Origin of the sequence: Sporosarcina sp. Marseille-Q4943 (assembly GCF_943736995.1) — a bacterium.
Classification (GTDB): Bacteria; Bacillota; Bacilli; order Bacillales_A; family Planococcaceae; genus Sporosarcina.
In genome coordinates this window covers 716,799-735,615 of record NZ_OX031157.1, presented here as the reverse complement: position 1 = coordinate 735,615, position 18,817 = coordinate 716,799, and the positions used below count along the sequence as shown (strand labels likewise).

The window sequence follows — 18,817 nt, the reverse complement described above, 5'->3', positions numbered from 1 at the left end:
CGACATCTACTCCTTTAGCACCGCATCAATATAGATGGATGGTTGTAGTAATACGTCCGTGGCGTCTGTCACGTAAGGAATTATCCATTCTGTGCCGACCCCGTAAAAGACTGATAGAACGACTAGTACGATTGTTGGAAGCATCATCCGTTTGTACGGCTTCCGCTTCGTTTTAGGCAGTTCTACAGGCTCTCCCCAGAACGCATAGATGAAGATCCGGATGACAGAGAGCAGCACGATTAGGCTTGACGCGAGGATAATGATACTTCCCCAAATGTTGCCTGCCTGGAATGCACCTTGTGCGATGAGCAACTTACCGATGAAGCCACTCAATGGCGGGATCCCTGCCAAGCCGAAGGCGGCAATCAAGTAGAACCAACCGAGCGGAGCATGGGTTTTCATTAAGCCGCCCATCTTTCGCAAATTCGACGTTCCGGTCACATAAATAATGATCCCAATTAAAAGGAACAAGGCCCCCTTAATGAGCATGTCATGCACCAAGTAGAAAATAGCGCCGGAAATGCCTGCCTCATTCATTTGAGCCGCTCCAAAGAGGATGACTCCGACCGCAATGACGATGTTGTAAATGATGATCTGCTTCAAGTCGAAGTACGCCAATGCGCCGACACAGCCGACGATGACCGTTAGGACGGAAACAACCATCAAAATTTCATGGGTGACTCCGACATTGTGGACGAAGAACAATGTATATGTCCTCATGATCGCGTACACACCGACTTTCGTCAGCAACGCACCGAACAGGGCGAGTACCGGAATAGGCGGTGCAGCGTACGATCCAGGAAGCCAGAAGTAGAGCGGGAAAATCGCCCCTTTGACCCCGAACACAATGAGCATGAGAACAGCGATCACCGTAATGATTCCAGGCTGGCCGACCTCAGCAATCTTCACCGAAATATCAGCCATGTTCAACGTACCGACGACTGAATACAGATAAGCAACTGTAATAACGAATAATGCCGAAGAAACGACATTGACAAGTATGTACTTGATCGATTCACGCAATTGCTTCTTTTCGCCGCCAAGGACAATCAGTAAATACGAGGCGATCAGCAACACTTCAAAAAAGACAAACATATTGAAAATATCGCCAGTCGTGAAAGCACCGTTCACGCCTGTCACCATGAAGAGGATGGCAGGGTAGTAGAAGTATCTTTCCCGTTCTTCCCCAATTGCGGTGAAGCTGTAGGCAACAACGAACAATGTTATTAAAAGAGTCGTCGTGACAAGCAGTGCGGAGAACATATCCGAAACCATCGATATCCCGAACGGGGCAGGCCAACTGCCGAGCGTGACAGCTAGAACCCCTTCCGACTTGACGGTCACAAGCAAGTAGAACGAAGCGATCAGGCTGATGATGACACCGACCAATGACAGCGCCCGTTGAATCCGGATATTCTCTTTAAAGAACAGCAACAGAATCGCAAAAAGGAAAGGGAGGATGATCGGTAATAAAGGTAAGTTAATCATGTTCGTTATTTCCTTTCATTTGATTCATGTCATCGGTTTTATGGACAGCGTAAGCACGGTAAGCCATCACAAGCATGAAGGCTGTGACACCGAAGCTGATGACAATCGCTGTTAAAATGAGCGCTTGTGGCAGCGGGTCCGCAAAGTCCGTCACACCTTCCGCGATGACGGGGGGTGCCAGGCCGCCAAGCCCACCCATCGTAAGGATGAGCAAATGGGCGCCATGGCTCAATAAACCCGTGCCGATGATAATCTTCAATAGACTTCTCGATAGGATCAAATAGACTGCAGCGGTGAACAAGACACCGATTAATATAGCCATTACCAATTCCATTACGAATCCCCTCCAATTGACTGGATGATTGTAATAGCCGAGCCAACAACGACGAGGAATACTCCAGCGTCAAACACCATCGCCGTATGAAGGGAAGTCACTCCGAATAATGGCAGAGTAAAGTCGTCGAAAGCATGTGTGAAGAATGGGACATTGAAAAAGATTGCACCAGCAGCAGTCCCGAGCGCCAATAGCAACCCGATTGCAGTCATGATCGTGAAGTTGAATGGCAATGCTTTCTGCACGGTTTTCAAATCAAAGGCTAACAATAGGAGGACAATCGCCCCCGTCGTCAGCAAGCCTCCGACGAAGCCTCCGCCGGGTGTATAATGCCCAGCAAAGAAAATATGGATGGAAAAAAGGAAAATGATGAAAAATACAACTTTTGTCGTCGTCTGTAAAATGACGTCATTTGTTTTCATCTGAACTCTCCTTTCTCGCCAGTCGAAGTTTAATCATCCCGAGAACGCCGATTCCGGCAATTGCCAAGACGGCAATTTCGAATAATGTATCGAATCCACGATAATCTACGAGGATGACGTTAACGATATTCCCTCCGCCGGCCTCTGTTTCGACAGTATCTTTGTAATATTGGGAGATGGATGCGACAAGTTTCTGTGAGTGGGAAGACAAAGCAACCAACGTCACAGTCACGCCGACCCCAAGAGCAATGATGCCGTTCACCAGCTTATTGCTTTTCGTTTCTCCATGATCGGATAGCTTTGGCAAACGTTGAAATGCCAATAAGAACAGCGCAACCGATACAGTTTCAATGACCAATTGTGTAAGTGCCAAATCCGGCGCTTTGAAAATGACGAAAAACAGGGCGACCGAATAGCCTACTGCTCCTAGCGATATAATCGCTCCAAGCCTCGTTTTGGATAGCAATACGAACGCGACCGCTAACAACAAGATGACGGCATTGATCAAACCGTACAAACTGATTTTTGAAAAACTGGACATATCCACGACAAATGCATCTTGCAGGAAGAGCATCGCAATCGTCGTAACCGACAAGAAAGCGAATATGTACAACAGATACGTACGGATGAGCCCCGTCATATACAGACGAGATAGTCGGTTCATCCCTTTTTCACTGAACGTCATTGTTGCGTCATACATTGCATTCAAGGAAATGGAATCAGGCTGGATTCCATAAAACTTCTGCCATTTAGACAGCGACAAGTATAGAAGGGCACCGATAATGATGATTCCAATTGTCATCCACAGTTCGACAGACGCGAAGCCATGCCATGCGGAAACATGGACCTCCACTTCCGAAGGATGGGAATATTGGTATGGCTGGATTGCCATGACAGCAGGCTTTACAAGCCATTTCCCTACGACATTCGGTATGAAGAAGATGGCAACAACTAACGAAGCAAGAATTACCGGGGATATGAGCATCCCGATGGGCGCTTCATGAGGCTCCTGCGGCAACTTACCAACTTTCTGTTTTCCAGTGAATGTCTTGAACACAAAATAGAAGCTGTAAATAAATGTGAATACACTAGCAATCCACGCTACGACAGGGAAGACGACTCCCCATGTGGCAAAATTGAAGTATTCAAAGTGGCGAATTGCAAGCATTGATTGTAAAAACATTTCTTTACTCAGGAATCCATTGAATGGCGGCAAGCCAGCCATTGACATCGAACCGATGAATGCGACAGTGAAACTGACAGGCATGATGCTCATCAGACCGCCGAGCTTCCGGATATCTCTCGTACCCGTTTCATGGTCGACAATTCCTGCAATCATGAACAAGCTTCCTTTGAACGTCGCATGGTTGATCAAATGGAAAATGGCAGCGAACATCGCAAAGGAGAACAACGCTTCATTTACATGGAACGTGATAGCTCCAGCTCCGAGAAGCGACATGATCAAGCCGAGCTGACTGACAGTCGAGAAGGCGAGTATGGCCTTCAGATCCGTTTGTTTCACTGCGAAGAGTGAGCCCCAGAACAAAGTAAGTAATCCGATGCCCGTTACGAGCCAAATCCACACTTCGGATGCTGCGAAAATTGGAGTGAAACGTGCGACAAGATACAATCCCGCTTTCACCATTGTCGCTGAATGCAAGTATGCGCTGACAGGTGTAGGCGCTTCCATTGCATCCGGCAACCAAATGTAAAATGGGAACTGGGCGGATTTTGTAAACGCCCCAAGCAAAATTAGCACAAGTGCCAAAGTGAAAAATTCATGTCCCACAAATGAGGATGATTTAGCAATCAGTTCCCGAATGGAGAACGTACCTCCCATAATACCTAGAAGAATGAATCCCCCAAGCATCATCAGTCCACCGAAAACAGTCACCATCATCGACTTCAAAGCGCCGAATCTTGAACGGTCACGGGTAAACCAATAACCGATCAATAAGAATGATGAAATGGACGTCAGCTCCCAAAACAGATAGAGCGAAATGACATTATCCGATTGGACAACCCCAAGCATCGCGCTCATAAAAAGAAGAAGATAGACGTAGAAGTTGCCTAGCTTCTCCTTGTTCTTATCAAGGTAAAAGATCGAATACAGCACAACGAGCGCTCCGATCCCCGTAATAAGCAGGGAGAATAAAACACTCAATCCATCCAAATAGGATACGAATGAGATACCGAGCGAAGGAATCCATTGTAGTTCAGATAAGGCATGTCCACCGTCCATCGTCGTCTTAACGAACGATGTATAATAAATGAATAAAAGAACGGGGACGGCAAGTACGAACCAACCAGTATGTATACCTTTAATCTTTCGGAAAAGTAACGGTATGAATAGGGCCGCCACAATCGGCAGGAATATCAGTAATACAAATTCCAAAGTAATCCTCCTTCCAATGAGTGAATCATTATACTTAACATTGTTTTAAAGTATAACGTAAATGGTAATGGATTGCATAGGGTACAATTGGACAATCGTTGCGAATTTGGTTTCGCTTCCTATATTATAGGGAAAGATAAAATATTTGCGTTCGGGGTGTCAAATGAGGAATCCTTATCTTTTCGGCTATTTGCCGTTTTTGACAATAACACTTTTCAGTTTGACGTTCGGCGTTTATTTGGTAGGTGCGTCGATCGTTTTTTTCGGCCAGATCGGTTTATATGCAGGCATGCTGGAGTTTTTGACGGAAACGCAGCTTCGGCTTTTCCTTCTTGTCATTTATTCGCTAGCCTTTTTTATGATATTTTCAGCTTTGAAGCTTATAGCGGAAACAATTCATGAAACGGCGATGCTGTTCTTTTCGATTGATGCGGTGGGGGAGTCGTATAGTGAGGCGAAGAGCGGCAATCTCATCTATTTTTTCGGAGCGCTCGCTTCAGTAGGCGGGATACAGTCGGTGAAGATTTTGTTGGCGATCTTTTTGTTGACGACGTTTGTCTATTTTGTCTTTACGATGTTCAAATTGAGCAAGTTCATGACGATGACAAGCATGGTCGGCTTGTTGTTTTTTGAAATTCTCGTTTGGGGAATCTTTTTGTCCGGTATTATTTACATAGTGTTGAAGCTTTATAATGGAGTACTTGCGAGTCTGCCGGTTGTATAGAGTAGACAGGTTTTCCGAAGCTTACCGCTCGCTTTCCGCGGGCGTTGCCTCAGCCAATCGAACAGCGAAGGGTTCGATTTGTATGATTTCTGCGATTTGTGCAGAAATCATACATCCGGTGCTCCCAACGCTGTGCTTTTGGTCGCAAAAGCCGTTCTTTATAACGTAAGTGCAAAGATGTGCTCGCAACGCTACGCTTTTGCTCGCAAACGCCGTTCTTCGTGACGGCGTTCGCAGGAGTCGAGCGGACGCTTCTCCAAACCAGTATTTCATATTCCTGTATATATAGTGCCAAATAGGTTAAAACCTTATTACGGTATATACAGCAATTCATTAAATGCACGCAGGTGAATTTTTTGGTTGCTAAGGTGCTGGATGGAGGCAGGTTTGTCGTAGCCGATCCAAACGGCTGTTGTGTACCGGTCATTCATTCCCGCGACCCATAAGTCTTTGTAACGGTCTGTCGTACCCGTTTTTGCACCTGTATATGTTGTTGTATATCGAATTCCTCTACCTGTGCCGTTCAATACGACATCTTCCATCAGATTTTGGATCGTCGAAACGGTTGTTGCTGACCACGCTTTCACTGGTTCGTTTTCCCATTCGTAGAGTGTGTTCCCTTCGCGGTCTTTTACGGCCCTAATTGCGTGAGGTGGGGAGTACATGCCATCTACGAAACTGGAATAGGCGGAAGCTAGCTCGAGTGGCGTCACGCCTCTATGGAATCCTCCGAGAGCAGCGGGGTAGGTGAAGTCCTCATCCGTTATATTTTTAAAACGGAAAACATTCAAGTGTGCAAAAGCCTCATTAATCCCCACCTTGCGGAACAACCGCACCGCTGCTGTGTTATGACTATGACGGAATGCTTCCTTCACGGTCGTCATCCCATACGAAAACCCTCCAATATTCGTTGGGCAGTACGAACCGATGCAAATATTACTGCTGTCAATCGGCGTCCTGTCGTTGTAAGGACCGCTTTCGAGATACGGAGCGTAGACCAACAACGGTTTAATGGCCGAGCCGGGTTGCCTTACAGCTTGGTATGCCCTGTTGAAATCCCCTTTGCGAAAACCTTTGCCTCCGTAGATGCTTATGATTTCCTTCGTTGAATTATCGATGACAGCGGCTCCCGCTTGTAAATTTTTCGACCTCAATAAGGAAGAAAGGGAAGCTTCATCGTGTTTTTGCTTCCTTGTGTCAAGCGCTGTCTCTATTCGGATTCCTCCAGCAATCACTTCTGCCGTCCTTTTTTTCAAAGCATTGATTTGCGCTTGTCTCTCACTTGGAGTTGCTGCCCCTTCGATCGACGCGGTGAACCCTTCCGTATGGCCGATTAATTCTTCAAGCTCCGCCAATACGTACGAGCTATACATGTTAAATTCATTCGCCTTTGCCTTCACGTCTAGCGTAATTTTTTCCTGCTTCCACATTTCCGCTTCCTGATCCGTTATGACTCCGTTTATAGTTAGGACGGATAAGAGAAGCTCTTGCCGTTTTTTCGTCTTATCGAAATGACGGAGTGGATTGTATCTGGATGGATTGTTTGGGATGGCGGCGATAAACGCCATTTCGGCCGGATTCAGTTCATCGAGAGGCCGATTGAAATAGTAAGTGGCAGCTGCTCCGATCCCATATACTTGATTGCCGAAAAACATTTCATTTAAATACATTCCGAGGATGTCATCTTTCGTCGACTGTTTTTCCAGTTCGGCTGCGTACAGCAGCTCTTTGAATTTACGTTCGTATGTCTTTTCGGTCGTCAAAAAACGCATCCTTACGACTTGCTGGGTGATTGTCGATCCACCCTGACTCATGTCGTCGTTTCTCGCATTGACAGCGAAGGCGCGAACAATCGCCGCAACATCATAACCTTTATGTTCAAAAAATCCTTGATCCTCACTGACTAGGAATAATTGCTGGACAAAATCGGGAATGGACTCTAAAGGGAGTGGTTGTCTCCATTCCACATATTCCTCTGCAAAAATCCTCCCGTTCCGGTCAGCCATCGAGATGGGAAGCATAATGGATGGCTCTGTCAGTTCGATCGTATCTCCGATCTTTTCCTTTAAGACCTGTGCTTCCGACCATTCATTGGCTACAGCTTGCTGTATGACGATAAGCAGGGGGATCATCATTATCGTTATTAAATAGATTGTAAACTTCTTCAAATCGCCGCCCCTTCCTATGAAAAAATAATAGCACATTTCCGTTTTGGAAATGTGCTAAAGTTAAACGTTTGCTTGTCTGTTTTCCTGCTCCAAGAAATCTTCAAAATCTTGAACGGGCTTTCGTTTGGCTAGATAAAGGAATCCGAACCCGATAAGGAATAGGACGCCGGTCAAGAGGAAAACGGACGAAATGCCGATGTAGCCACTGATGATTCCGCCAAACATCGGTCCGATAATATTGCCGAGAAATCGGAAGCTCGTATTGTATCCCATCACTTCTCCTTGCATTTCGACAGGTGCTTCACGCCTAACGAGAGCAGTAGTGATCGGAATCATGCCGCCTATCGCAATTCCGAAGAGAAGCCTACAAATCATCAATTGCCAGATGGACGAAACGAATGCTTGAGGGATTATGAAGATGAAGGAAAGGATGAGCAATGCGCCGAGCACTTTCTCATACCCAATGTCATCCCCCAATTTTCCCCACTTCCTCGCGAACAGGAGGTTTCCGATTCCCGCAGCACTGAAGGTGAGCCCCGCCAGGAACGCGACGTCATTTGAATCGGTCAGCTCCGCCACGTAAAGTGATAGAAGGGGCTGAATGCTGAAGTTGCCGACTTGGATCAAGGCAGTGACAAGCATAATATTTAACATAAGACGATGATGGAGCAGTCCGCTAAGGATGACTTTCCTTGAGTAGTGAACCTTCTTCTTATCTTTTACTTTCTTTTGTTCCTTAATTCCGAATAACACAATCAGGGCCGCGATGACAACCGATATCGAAGTGACGATGAACGTATATTGAAATCCGAACGCATCGGCCAATAATCCACCTAACGCAGGTCCGAAAAGCGTTCCCGTCACACTTCCCATTTGCAATGTCCCAAGCTTTTTGCCCGCTTCTTCCTTTGCGGTTTGAGATGAAACAAATGCGAGCGATGTTGGAATGAATCCAGTGACGATTCCGTTGAAAAGCCTGAGGATGAAGAATGCTTCAACAGAATGGACGAACCCCATCATGAAGACGGAGATTGCTATACCAAAGCCATTAATAAGCAATATCGGTTTAAACCCGTACTTATCGGCAATGCGTCCCCAAACAGGCGCCATAATCAAAGCGGTGATGAACGTCGCTCCGAAAATCAATCCAGCCCATTTTTGAACATATGCATCCGAATGATCCCCGAACGTTTCAATATATAAAGACAAGAAGGGCATGATCATCGTCATCGTACCGGCAACTAGAAAGTTTGAGAACCAGATGATGATGAAATTCCGTTTTTGTACATTCATGTAAGTGACCCGCTTTCATTAATACGCCGACTTTCAATCACATCGGCGATTTGTTTATTGGCAAATGTTTATCAAAATAGGATTTCCCTTTGCTTGAGGGAAGTAAACGTAATGTGTGATTCATCACGTCTAGACTCCGGGCGCCAGAGGCTCGGGGTCATAAGGCAAAGATGCTCTGTGGCAAAAAAGCGCCACGACGCATCTTTGCCTTATGCCTGTCGCCTCTAGGCGGTCGCCCTGCGCTTTTGCTTATTATAGAACAGTTCGGGACCCGAAGGAAATTTCATGCTTATCATATGAAAATGCAGTATGGTTATGGTAAACTGTTTCAGGGTGAATGATTATGAAAAAGATGTCGCTAACATTGCTTTCAATCTTTTTACTATTGTTGCTAGCCGCTTGTGGTCAAAGTGAACAAAAGGGGCAGGAAACGGCAACGAATGGATCGTCGAATGCGCAAAGCGAAGACGAAGAGCAAGACCAAAAAACTGATGATGAATCATCAGATGAAGCGACCAATGAGGAGGCCACGACTATGTATCCACAATTATCAAATGAAGTAGCAGCGAACGAAGCTCTTGTCGTCATGAATACGACAATGGGTCCGATTAAGATTAAACTATTCCCAGAACAAGCGCCAAAAACAGTCGAGAACTTTTTGACACATGCAGAGAACGGCTATTATGACGGAATCATTTTCCACCGTGTCATTAAAGATTTCATGATCCAAGGCGGCGACCCGACAGGTACAGGTATGGGCGGGGAAAGCATCTACGGGAATTCATTCGAAGATGAATTCACGATGGATCTTTTCAACTTAAGAGGGGCATTGTCGATGGCGAATGCCGGTCCAAACACGAACGGAAGCCAATTTTTCATCGTACAAGCTTCAAATCCTCCTGCTTCAGCAGAGCAATTGACAAAAGGCGGCTGGCCTGAAGAAATCGCCAAAGCGTACGAAGCGAATGGTGGTACACCTCATCTAGATCAGAAGCATACTGTTTTCGGTCAAGTGATCGAAGGAATGGATGTTGTAGATAAGATCGCATCTGCTAAGACAGATCGATCAGACAAGCCGGCTGAAGAAATTTCTATCGAATCGATTGAAATCATCCAGAAATAAGACACGTTAGGAAGTGTACGTAAATGAACGTTCTACTAATGCCGTTCCTTTACTTCCCGGAAGATAAATCAGAATATATTCCAGCAGCAATCTCCTTTGTTATTTTTATGATTCTTCTTGTGATCACCTATAGGTGGATCCAGCGGATTTCAAAAAAACAGGAAGAGGAAACTCGTGAGCTGGAAGAACGAATCTTACGCGAACGCCGCGAAGCTAGAGAAAAACAAGATTTTTAATGCAAAAGGCATGATCCGATTTACAGGATCATGCCTTTTTACAGTAAAACAAGGACGTAACCCCCTTGGGATCCGTCTTTACATCGATTTATTCCATTGCCATGATGAATCTCTTTACTCCATCTTCAACAATCGCACGTGGAGTGGCGACATTCATGCGAAGGAATCCTTTGCCGGCTTCGCCATACTTCGTACCAGGCTCTAGCGCCAGCTTTCCTTTATTCAACAACCTGTCCATCATCTCTTTTTCAGATAGCCCAGTTTCGCGGTAATCGATCCATAATAAGTACGTCGCTTGCGGTTTTTGAATTTGAATCCCCGGAACTGCCTCTGTTAATGTGCTAATGACATAATCCATATTGGATGAAATGATTTGCAGCAAATTATCGAGCCATTCTTCACACTCCGTGAATGCAGAAATAAGGGCGGAAGTGGCAAATGCATTCAATTCCATTTGACCATGGGCCATTGCATTTTGTTGGAGCGCCTGCTTGAGATCCTCTTCTTTTGTAATCATGACTGCAGCCTGTACACCCGCCAAGTTAAAAGTCTTTGTCGGAGCGATACACGTGATGACTTGCCCGCCTTCTTCTTCCGCCAGTTGTGCTAGAGGAATGTGCTTAAAGCCAGGGAGGACAAGATCTGCATGAATTTCATCAGAAAGGATCAGCACATCATATTTCTTACATAGACGGAGGATGTTTCGCAATTCGTCCTCTGACCAAACAATGCCCCCAGGATTATGTGGATGGCATAAGATAAATAATTTAACATCTTGCTGTAAAGATTTTTCGAAAGCCTCGAAATCAATCGAGTAGCTGCCGTTCTCTTCACGCAGTTTACACTCGACAATATTACGTTTTTGATTGCTCGGTACAATGGTGAACGGATGATAGACAGGCGGGGTGATTAAAATATTATCGCCGACATTCGTGAATGTCTCGACAACCGTAGCAATTGCAGGAACAACGCCGTGATGGAAAAGCATCCAATCATTTTCGGTTTCCCATCCGTGTCTCTCTGAAAGCCAAGTCCGGACAGCGTCTTTACATTTAGTGCATATGTAAGAATATCCGAAAACTCCATGGTCCAACCGCTCCTGCATGGCTGCGATGACGGGCTGCGGAGCCTTGAAATCCATATCTGCTATCCACATCGGTAAAACTTCCGAAGCGTCTTCCACTCCGTAAACGGCTTCCATATTGCCCCATTTCACCGAACGGGTATTTTTTCGATCAATGACTAGTTCGAATTCTTTCATGCCAATATCCCTCATTTCCTTTTTTCTTTTCAATTACTATGCTATCATAAATGAAAGAAAAGAAAAAAATAAGGTGACTTGTCGTGCAAACAATTGAGATGAATAAAAAAGCAATCTTGCTGCTTGAAGATTGGGATCCCTTCAATGTCGGCAGAAAAGCATATGAACTTGAAATTGCCGATGTTGTTGCGGAGCTCCAAGTTCTTGATCACCCGACCGACCTTGCGAAACGTATCCGTGAGATCTATGAGCATTCTTATGAGCTTTGGATTCCACTAGAGAAATGCATGCAAATAGCGTATAAGTTATTGGCGATAAAATATGAAGCAAAATGTATAGTGTAATAATGTCCGCATCTACGAAAATGTAGATGCGGTTTTTTAATTTGAAACAATAATGGGGTAACTGTCGTATCATCATCAGAGGGGATGGAGAGTGGGGGGTACTATGGAAGAATCTAATTTGATCACACGTGCGCAAAATGGGGAAAGGGAAGCATTTGCGCAATTGATGCAAATGCATTTTCGAACAGTCGAAAAGTTTGCATACCAATGCGGCGTTCGCCTTCATGATATACCGGATGTGACTCAGGAAGTGTTCATAAAGTTATACAGGTTTCTGCCGCAATTCAACCAGCAAAGGTTCACGACTTGGTTATATAAAATTACGCTTAATACGGCGCGTGACTATTATCGAAAAGAGGGCAGGGAGACTGCAAAGGAGGAGCGAATGAAAGCGGAAGGGAACTTGGTGCACCATCAATCATCCGAAGCGAAAGTTCTACTGTTTGAGGAAGATCGGTCATTGCATGAAGCGATCCTTCGGCTGGAGGAGAAATATAGAATTCCGCTGATCCTATTTTATTTTCAAGATTTGACGTACCAGCAAATCGCGGATGTCATGAATATAACGTTGGCAACAGTGAAAACCCGGATTTTCAGAGCGAAGGACAGTTTGAAAAAAGAGATGGACATGAAGGGAGGCTTAACACATGGCCAATGATAATTTTGAAAAGCGGATGGAGTTTTTGAAAAAGTCGTATGAACGTGTGCCTTCCTCATTTGATCCGGATGAAGTTTTTCGGAAGATTGATCAGGAGAAAGCTCCCCAACCGAAGGAGCAAAAACCTTCAAAAGGTGGAGTCAGACAGACGTTCACCATTTGGGCCATGGGCATTGCAAGTATATTCATTCTCGGGCTCATTGGAACTGGATATATTTTTGATCAGAAACAGCAGTCTGAGGAGAATATAGTCGACTCAGCGGAGCTGGACGACTATATTGAGGAATTGAAAGCGAAGTACGAAGTGGAAAAGGAAAAGCGCAGGGAAATGCTCAAAATGGGTGAAGAGCATTTGAATCAGTACGTGGGTTCGAGTTCAATATCTATGCTTTCGATGGAAAGTTATCTAAAGAGTGTTAAACAAAATAAAAACCCAAAAGAAATCCTGTTAAATCAATATAATCAAGCGATTGAAGAATTAAAATTACCCTCTGAGATGATTCAAGATTTGAAGCGAAATCCGTTAACCGACGATGAAGCAGGAAGCATCGATTTTATTGCAACATACCGCGAGAAGGTGAAAAGACTGCTCTTCGTTTATGGAACGATCAATTCCCAAAATTATGATGCCATTAAAGAATTTGAAGTCAGCCCATCTGTTGACAAGGCGGAAATAATAATGCTTACGAGCAAGAGTTTCCCAGAACAGCTGCAAAACATGATCAACACAATGAAGGAGCAATCTTTCCGTCTGGAAACAGACAAGTATTTGGGTGAAATCGGCCCGCGATATTATGAGTCACAGTTGCATCAAGAGCTCAATTCAAATCTTCATACGCATACGTTTGGATACCGAGAAATGCTCATTTATGAGCCGTATATGTTTGGAGGCATTCTTGATCATCCGCCACTTCAATCGAGCTCAATGATGCAGGATATGGAGTATACCCTCATGAATGTGGAACAGGATTCCACTTTATATCCGATCTTAAAAAGGTACTATAGTAGATTGTTCTACCAACTTCTGAAAGGCAGCGAACAAACAAAGATCTTTGATGCAGATGGCGTATTGCTTCCTGAATACCAAGAGGCGTGGCGAAATATGGCTGGAGGTGGGCAGGCAACTCCAATGCGTTATATCCTGGACCCGATCATCGAAGAAATGGAGGCGTCGGGCTGGAGGAAATCGGCGAGCTGGGATGCTTTAGACAATTATGATTATGAGTTGGAGAAAGCGCTTGTCCTATACAGGGGAGGAGTGCTTGAGGAATATATGTATGGGGAAAGACCCGATTTCCAGGACGTCACTATCCAGTTGCCAGATGCTTCATTTGAGAGTGAAGTTCAAGGCTTGTACGAAGATTTTAAGAAGTCATATGATAAATCCTTGCTGAAAGGGGTATCACCCGTTCATGTGCTTGCCATGTTTGATCTTGCGAATGAATTGGATGATCCCGAAACGATGTATTATTTAACGAATGAAAACCATTTGAAGTATGATGAAACAGGTATAGAATATACACTGGAAATGTACGTGGAAAACTGGAGGAAAGGTCTTTCATACTTCCACAAACCCGGCGAGGTACGGTTTAACGGGCAAGCAGTCTATCGAGATCAGCATACATTCTATAGCTCGGTGACATTTCCGGGTTCAGTTGGGGAAGTTCCGATGATCTTTAACGAGGAAGGCATTTGGGAAGTCGGAACCAAGAATATTAAAGTACTTCCTTCTCATCATATGAGTCCGGAAATGGATTTCGAAGATGAAATAATGAGTATGGCTGCTTTTTATTATGAAGGAATGGTCAGTACGGATGATATTGATGGCTATTTAAGATGGAGCCAACCACTTGATATTCTCGCTATGTATTTCTATTCCGGCGATAAAGGCTTTTATGAAAATCAATATGAACTGTTCTATCAAGGAGACGGTTCGGGAGTGGTCGATAAGGAAATCTATTTGAAAAATCCCGAAAAATACTTCCTACCCTACGATGACAAAATGTATAAGAAAGTTTCCTTCCAAGGCCTAGAGCAAGACAAAAACGGAAACTGGCCTGGCATTGCAACGCTTACAGTCGACACAGAGCTATATCCAGATCTTCCGCCCGAAAGGAAATTCCATATGGTCTGGACGGAAGACGGCTGGCGAGTAAAATTCAATCCGTTTGAAAAATAACAAAGACTGCCAAATTCGGCAGTCTTTTTTCTGTCTATTTGGTATAGTTGAAGTAGATTTAGTTTTGCAACGGGAAGTGGGGGTCTGATTGAAAGTTCTAGAGAAAAGAATTCTTCTAGGGGACCAAGAAGCTTTCAAGGAATGGGTGGATATGCATATTCGGAAGCTTGAGCGTTTCGCTATTCAATGCGGGATTTCGCCAAAAGAAGCGGGTAAGGTTACAGAAACTGTTTTTAGGGACATATTCCGCAGGCTTGGTGAAATGACACAAGAACAGTTAGAGGAAAGATACCTCCTTAAAAGTGTTCTTCACGAGTTGAATGGTTTGACGCTTGCCGACTCTCCTGAAGGTTTATTTCCATTTGAAGAGGATAACGAATTGCATCGCAAAATAATCAGTTTGCCGCATGAGGTGAAAGTTCCTTTCATATTTGCTCAATTCCACCATAAATCCATATCGGAAATTGCCGCCATATTGGACCAAACCGAACAACAGGCCGCCCATTCGATCGAAGAGGCACTGATGACAATTGATGAGTCCAATTTGGAAAAGAAACTCGAATTTTTAAATACATCATACGAAAGATTAATGCCGGCCTATGAGAAGTCGAATATTTTTAATCAGGATCATCAAGACACGCCTCCGGTTCAAGAAGAGAGAGCAAAGGCCGTTAAAAGAAAGCCTTTTATCCTTTGGAGTGTAGGGGGAGTCATTCTCATTGTCCTTTTGTTCATTTCGGTTATTAGAAGCGATGCCTACCAGAGGTCCTCTTCGGAGAAGTTTATCGAAAACCTGAAAACTTCTTTTCAACAGGAACTGGATGAGCGGTTTGCGTTAATTGGATTAATTCAACCGGAAGAAAATGATGGCTACCGTTTTCTTGAAATTTATGCAAACGAGCCAAAAAAGGCATTTCACAGGTTTATTGTAAAACTTGAGAAGCAAATAGAGAAAGATGGGGAAATTGACAGAGAGGCAGCTACTCATACGTATGAGACATTGATTCACCAATTAAGATTGCCTTCGGAAATGATGGAGGACTTACTAGATAATCCGAAAACAGAAAATCGGGAAGAGAGCATCAGGTTTTTGGATGAACTGTACATGAAAATTAATTACTTGATGACCTTCTATATTGAGGTGTTAGCCATAAATGAGGAAGTCATCTGGTCATCCGAATTGAATGAAGACGGGATTGTGGACTTGGATCGTTTCCTTGCTAAAGAGTCTAATTATCCAACTGAACTTCAAAAGGCAATCGACGGCATGGCGACTCAATCGTTCTATTTGACGGGATTAAAGGATGTTGCCCCGCTATTTCCGCAATACGGCACGCCTGAAGCGTTGGAAGTACTCCAACAAAAGTTACATCCGGATATGAAAATATACGTGTATATGTTAACAGGAGAAAGTGAACGAGTCAGCTATAGCGGAACGTTTGAGGAGAAAATGGACGCTCTTTCTTATATTGAACAGGAGTTGCCAAAGACAAAGAAAAGTGATGAATTGCATCAATCTCTGGACAGTGGGTATATGTGGTTATTCTATTCTATAACGGGCGTTTATGAGCAAGGAGGCATTTACGACCAACATCTGTCGATAAAACCCGAATTTAGAGAGCGTTGGCAACGTATTGCGTCAAGGGACGAGAATAATATAGTCGTTCAAATAATGCGAGAGCTGGTCAAGGAATTGGAAGAGCAAAATTGGATGGCAGAAATGGAATATGAAGTTGAAAAAAACCTGTCTGTAAAGTTGGATACGAAAATTAAAGAAGCGAGAAAAGGTAATAAGTAAATATAGATAGGGAGGTGGGGGAGGCATGGGGAGTATAGTGAAAAGAATAATTGATGGGGATCGAGAAGCGTTTAAAGAATGGATGGACTTGCATATCCGGGCAATTGAGCGTTTTGCGATTCAACACGGAGTTACACCAAAAGAAGCGGGGAAAGTGGCTGAAACTGTTTTCAGGGATTTGTTTGAAGAAATTGGTCAACTGACAGAGGAACAGCTGGAGGAAATAGTCCTCTTTAAAAATAGTATAAAAGAATTGAATGAACTAATGCCTGATAACTCAGTGGAAGGGTTATTTCCGTTTGAAGAGGATACTGAACTGCATCGACGAATAATCGGGTTGCCGCAAGAGGTTAAGATCCCATTTATCCTCGCCAAATTTCATAATAAATCCATATCAGACATTGCAGCGATAGTATGCATGACTGACCAGCAAGTGGAACTGTCGTTACAAGAGGCGCTGTTTTTACTGGATGAGCCACATGTAGAGAAGAAACTCGAGTTTTTGAATTTGTCTTATCAAAGACTGCCAACTTATTTTAAAGAGTCGAACATTTTTATTCTGAAAAGTAAAGGCGTCCCACCTGTGGGGGAACCAAAAACTATAGTGAAACGGAGAAAGCCTTTTATTCTCTGGGGTGCAGGAACGGTTATGATAATAGCCCTACTCTTCATTTCAGTTCTTAGAAGCGATGCTTATCAGAAATCATCTGATGAGCGTTTCATTGAGAAACTGAACATTTCGTTTCAACAAGAGTTGGATAGCCGGTTCGAATTAATTGGATTGTCTGAACCAGAAAAAGCATATGGAGGCTACTCTTTCGTTTTCCAAGGCTATTCACATAATGTATCGCCTGGAACATACGGTTATGATACGAAATACAAGTATAAAAAGCTCATTCGCGATTTGGAAAATCAAATGAAGGAGGGCGGAAGTTTTAATAAAAAAGAAGCGAAGCAAAAATACGACGAGTTGGTTTTCGAATTACGCTTGCCTTCGGAAATGGTGGAACAGCTACAAAAAGATCCACTAATCAATGACCGTGAGCAAAGCTTGGCATTTTTGGATGAATTGTACAAGAAAAATGATTTCCTTGGAAATGCTTATTATAAGATTGTGAGTGAGAATGCAGAAATAGTTTTGACCTCTGATCTAGTTAACGATGGTTTGGTAGATATCGATAAACTATTGGAGCAAAAGTCATCATTCCCGATCGAGCTGCAAAATGCGATTGATGGCATGACTACTCAATATTATTCCTTAACAAGTATGAAGAATATTTCACCTTTAACAACGAAATATGGAACTCCTGAGTTGGAAGACGTATTACGCAGGAACCTACATCCAGACATGCAAATATATATAACCCTGTTGACTGGTGATTTGCATATTAGCTATACAGGGACATTTGAAGAGCATGTGAAAGCTCTGCTTGTTCTGGAAGATGCGTTACCGAAAATAAAGGAAAGTGATCAGCTGATTGATCTTTTCAACTCTCACTATATTTTGATGTTCACTACTGCTGCGGGTTTTAATAGTGAAAAGGGGATTTTCGATGCATCGGGAGTTGTCAGGAATGAAATAAGGGATAAATGGAAGCAACTTGCATCAATTGGAGAACGTTCACCATCGGGGAAAATTATACGGCAACTTATTAATGAAATGGAAGACTCTAACTGGAAATCCTCTTCTTATTATGAACAGTTGATTGAGTATGGTGTTTGGGGAGAGCTTAAAAAGAAAATGAACGAAATCAGTGTGAGATAAAATAATTGAATCTTTACAATTTACCTGTCATATTCTTTGATTAGAAAGGGCTCTCTATGGTATAATTGCGGATGGCCGTATAGGCAGATTCGATACCAAAAAGATTGGGAGCTGTTTCACATGGGTAAAAAATATGAAGTGGGGGAAGAGTTGACTGGCAAGGTGACGGGCATCCAGCCATATGGAGCATTTGTCGCACTTGATGAAGAGACGCAAGGTCTCGTCCATATTTCTGAGATCACATATGGTTTCGTTAGGGACATCAATGACTATTTAGCTGTTGGCGATGAAGTGAAAGTGAAAGTGTTGGAGGTCGATTATGACGCGGGCAAAATTAGCCTATCCATCCGTGCACTCCAAGAAGCGCCGAACAACCACCAAAAAACGGGCCGCCCCCGCAAATCGCTGCAAGATAAAGTAAAAGAGCACGATGCGGAAGGCTTCAATTCATTAAAAGACAAACTGAAAGACTGGATTGATCGTTCCGGTTACTAAACAAAAGCAGAGAGTGGCGGTTAGACTCGACAGGCATAAGACGAAGATGCGAAGTGGCGGTTTTTGCCACACAGTAACTTTGGCTTATGACCTGAGAGAATCGAACTGCGAAGGGTTCGATTTGCCGTATTTCT

General features: G+C 43.8%; 16 protein-coding genes. 9 read left to right on the top strand and 7 right to left on the bottom strand.

The window, feature by feature from the left end:
• Nucleotides 1–6 precede the first annotated feature (6 nt).
• The 4 genes from NIT04_RS12595 to NIT04_RS12580 are packed head-to-tail and all read right to left on the bottom strand — an operon-like array spanning nucleotide 7 to nucleotide 4,639.
• Complete coding sequence (locus NIT04_RS12595) at nucleotides 7–1,488, bottom strand: Na+/H+ antiporter subunit D (RefSeq protein WP_252503925.1); 1,482 nt, start codon at nucleotides 1,486–1,488, stop codon at nucleotides 7–9.
• On the bottom strand, nucleotides 1,481–1,822 hold the full coding sequence (locus tag NIT04_RS12590) for a Na(+)/H(+) antiporter subunit C (protein ID WP_252503924.1): 342 nt from the start codon (nucleotides 1,820–1,822) through the stop codon (nucleotides 1,481–1,483). Before NIT04_RS12590 ends, NIT04_RS12595 begins: the two co-directional genes overlap by 8 nt.
• Complete coding sequence (locus tag NIT04_RS12585) at nucleotides 1,822–2,244, bottom strand: Na(+)/H(+) antiporter subunit B (protein ID WP_252503923.1); 423 nt, start codon at nucleotides 2,242–2,244, stop codon at nucleotides 1,822–1,824. The genes NIT04_RS12590 and NIT04_RS12585 overlap by 1 nt, the downstream gene beginning before the upstream one ends.
• Nucleotides 2,231–4,639 (bottom strand): Na+/H+ antiporter subunit A, encoded by a 2,409-nt coding sequence (locus NIT04_RS12580; RefSeq protein ID WP_305880105.1) that lies wholly within the window; start codon nucleotides 4,637–4,639, stop codon nucleotides 2,231–2,233. Before NIT04_RS12580 ends, NIT04_RS12585 begins: the two co-directional genes overlap by 14 nt.
• 163 nt (nucleotides 4,640–4,802) lie before the next feature.
• On the opposite strand from NIT04_RS12580, the gene NIT04_RS12575 reads away from it, so the two are divergent.
• Nucleotides 4,803–5,363, top strand: a complete 561-nt coding sequence (locus NIT04_RS12575) for a DUF5366 family protein (RefSeq protein ID WP_252503922.1) — start codon at nucleotides 4,803–4,805, stop codon at nucleotides 5,361–5,363.
• A 311-nt stretch (nucleotides 5,364–5,674) separates the two neighbouring features.
• Here the strand turns inward: NIT04_RS12575 and NIT04_RS12570 are convergent, their stop codons facing one another.
• Nucleotides 5,675–7,531, bottom strand: a complete 1,857-nt coding sequence (locus NIT04_RS12570; RefSeq protein WP_252503921.1) for a transglycosylase domain-containing protein — start codon at nucleotides 7,529–7,531, stop codon at nucleotides 5,675–5,677.
• Between the two features lie 60 nt (nucleotides 7,532–7,591).
• Nucleotides 7,592–8,824 carry an MFS transporter gene (locus NIT04_RS12565; RefSeq protein ID WP_252503920.1) on the bottom strand — a complete coding sequence of 411 codons (1,233 nt, stop codon included), beginning with the start codon at nucleotides 8,822–8,824 and terminating at the stop codon, nucleotides 7,592–7,594.
• A 343-nt stretch (nucleotides 8,825–9,167) separates the two neighbouring features.
• On the opposite strand from NIT04_RS12565, the gene NIT04_RS12560 reads away from it, so the two are divergent.
• Nucleotides 9,168–9,947, top strand: a complete 780-nt coding sequence (locus NIT04_RS12560; RefSeq protein WP_252503919.1) for a peptidylprolyl isomerase — start codon at nucleotides 9,168–9,170, stop codon at nucleotides 9,945–9,947.
• 23 nt (nucleotides 9,948–9,970) lie between these two features.
• Nucleotides 9,971–10,183, top strand: coding sequence for a hypothetical protein (locus NIT04_RS12555; RefSeq protein WP_252503918.1), 213 nt, complete (start codon nucleotides 9,971–9,973; stop codon nucleotides 10,181–10,183).
• A gap of 88 nt (nucleotides 10,184–10,271) precedes the next feature.
• Here the strand turns inward: NIT04_RS12555 and NIT04_RS12550 are convergent, their stop codons facing one another.
• Entirely contained in the window at nucleotides 10,272–11,444 is a 1,173-nt protein-coding gene (locus tag NIT04_RS12550; RefSeq protein ID WP_252503917.1) for a MalY/PatB family protein, read from the bottom strand.
• Between the two features lie 83 nt (nucleotides 11,445–11,527).
• Between NIT04_RS12550 and NIT04_RS12545 the strand changes: the two genes are divergently transcribed.
• The 6 genes from NIT04_RS12545 to yugI all read left to right on the top strand — a co-directional run bounded on the left by NIT04_RS12545 (nucleotide 11,528) and on the right by yugI (nucleotide 18,683).
• Nucleotides 11,528–11,788, top strand: a complete 261-nt coding sequence (locus tag NIT04_RS12545) for a DUF1871 family protein (protein WP_252503916.1) — start codon at nucleotides 11,528–11,530, stop codon at nucleotides 11,786–11,788.
• A 103-nt stretch (nucleotides 11,789–11,891) separates the two neighbouring features.
• A complete protein-coding gene (locus NIT04_RS12540; RefSeq protein ID WP_252503915.1) occupies nucleotides 11,892–12,446 on the top strand; it encodes an RNA polymerase sigma factor in 555 nt (184 codons plus the stop codon).
• Nucleotides 12,436–14,625, top strand: coding sequence for a hypothetical protein (locus NIT04_RS12535; protein WP_252503914.1), 2,190 nt, complete (start codon nucleotides 12,436–12,438; stop codon nucleotides 14,623–14,625). Before NIT04_RS12540 ends, NIT04_RS12535 begins: the two co-directional genes overlap by 11 nt.
• Before the next feature lie 88 nt (nucleotides 14,626–14,713).
• Nucleotides 14,714–16,423 (top strand): hypothetical protein, encoded by a 1,710-nt coding sequence (locus NIT04_RS12530; RefSeq protein WP_252503913.1) that lies wholly within the window; start codon nucleotides 14,714–14,716, stop codon nucleotides 16,421–16,423.
• 37 nt (nucleotides 16,424–16,460) lie between these two features.
• A complete protein-coding gene (locus NIT04_RS12525) occupies nucleotides 16,461–18,188 on the top strand; it encodes a hypothetical protein (RefSeq protein WP_252503912.1) in 1,728 nt (575 codons plus the stop codon).
• A 120-nt stretch (nucleotides 18,189–18,308) separates the two neighbouring features.
• On the top strand, nucleotides 18,309–18,683 hold the full coding sequence (gene yugI, locus NIT04_RS12520; protein ID WP_252503911.1) for a S1 domain-containing post-transcriptional regulator GSP13: 375 nt from the start codon (nucleotides 18,309–18,311) through the stop codon (nucleotides 18,681–18,683).
• The last annotated feature ends 134 nt before the right edge of the window (nucleotides 18,684–18,817 follow it).

Bases quoted from the DNA above. Each gene is read 5' to 3' on its own strand.
- NIT04_RS12595 (WP_252503925.1), bottom strand. From the start codon at position 1,488: ATGATTAACTTACCTTTATTACCGATCATCCTCCCTTTCCTTTTTGCG.
- NIT04_RS12590 (WP_252503924.1), bottom strand. From the start codon at position 1,822: ATGGAATTGGTAATGGCTATATTAATCGGTGTCTTGTTCACCGCTGCA.
- NIT04_RS12585 (WP_252503923.1), bottom strand. From the start codon at position 2,244: ATGAAAACAAATGACGTCATTTTACAGACGACGACAAAAGTTGTATTT.
- NIT04_RS12575 (WP_252503922.1), top strand. From the start codon at position 4,803: ATGAGGAATCCTTATCTTTTCGGCTATTTGCCGTTTTTGACAATAACA.
- NIT04_RS12565 (WP_252503920.1), bottom strand. From the start codon at position 8,824: ATGAATGTACAAAAACGGAATTTCATCATCATCTGGTTCTCAAACTTT.
- NIT04_RS12560 (WP_252503919.1), top strand. From the start codon at position 9,168: ATGAAAAAGATGTCGCTAACATTGCTTTCAATCTTTTTACTATTGTTG.
- NIT04_RS12555 (WP_252503918.1), top strand. From the start codon at position 9,971: ATGAACGTTCTACTAATGCCGTTCCTTTACTTCCCGGAAGATAAATCA.
- NIT04_RS12550 (WP_252503917.1), bottom strand. From the start codon at position 11,444: ATGAAAGAATTCGAACTAGTCATTGATCGAAAAAATACCCGTTCGGTG.
- NIT04_RS12540 (WP_252503915.1), top strand. From the start codon at position 11,892: ATGGAAGAATCTAATTTGATCACACGTGCGCAAAATGGGGAAAGGGAA.
- NIT04_RS12535 (WP_252503914.1), top strand. From the start codon at position 12,436: ATGGCCAATGATAATTTTGAAAAGCGGATGGAGTTTTTGAAAAAGTCG.
- yugI (WP_252503911.1), top strand. From the start codon at position 18,309: ATGGGTAAAAAATATGAAGTGGGGGAAGAGTTGACTGGCAAGGTGACG.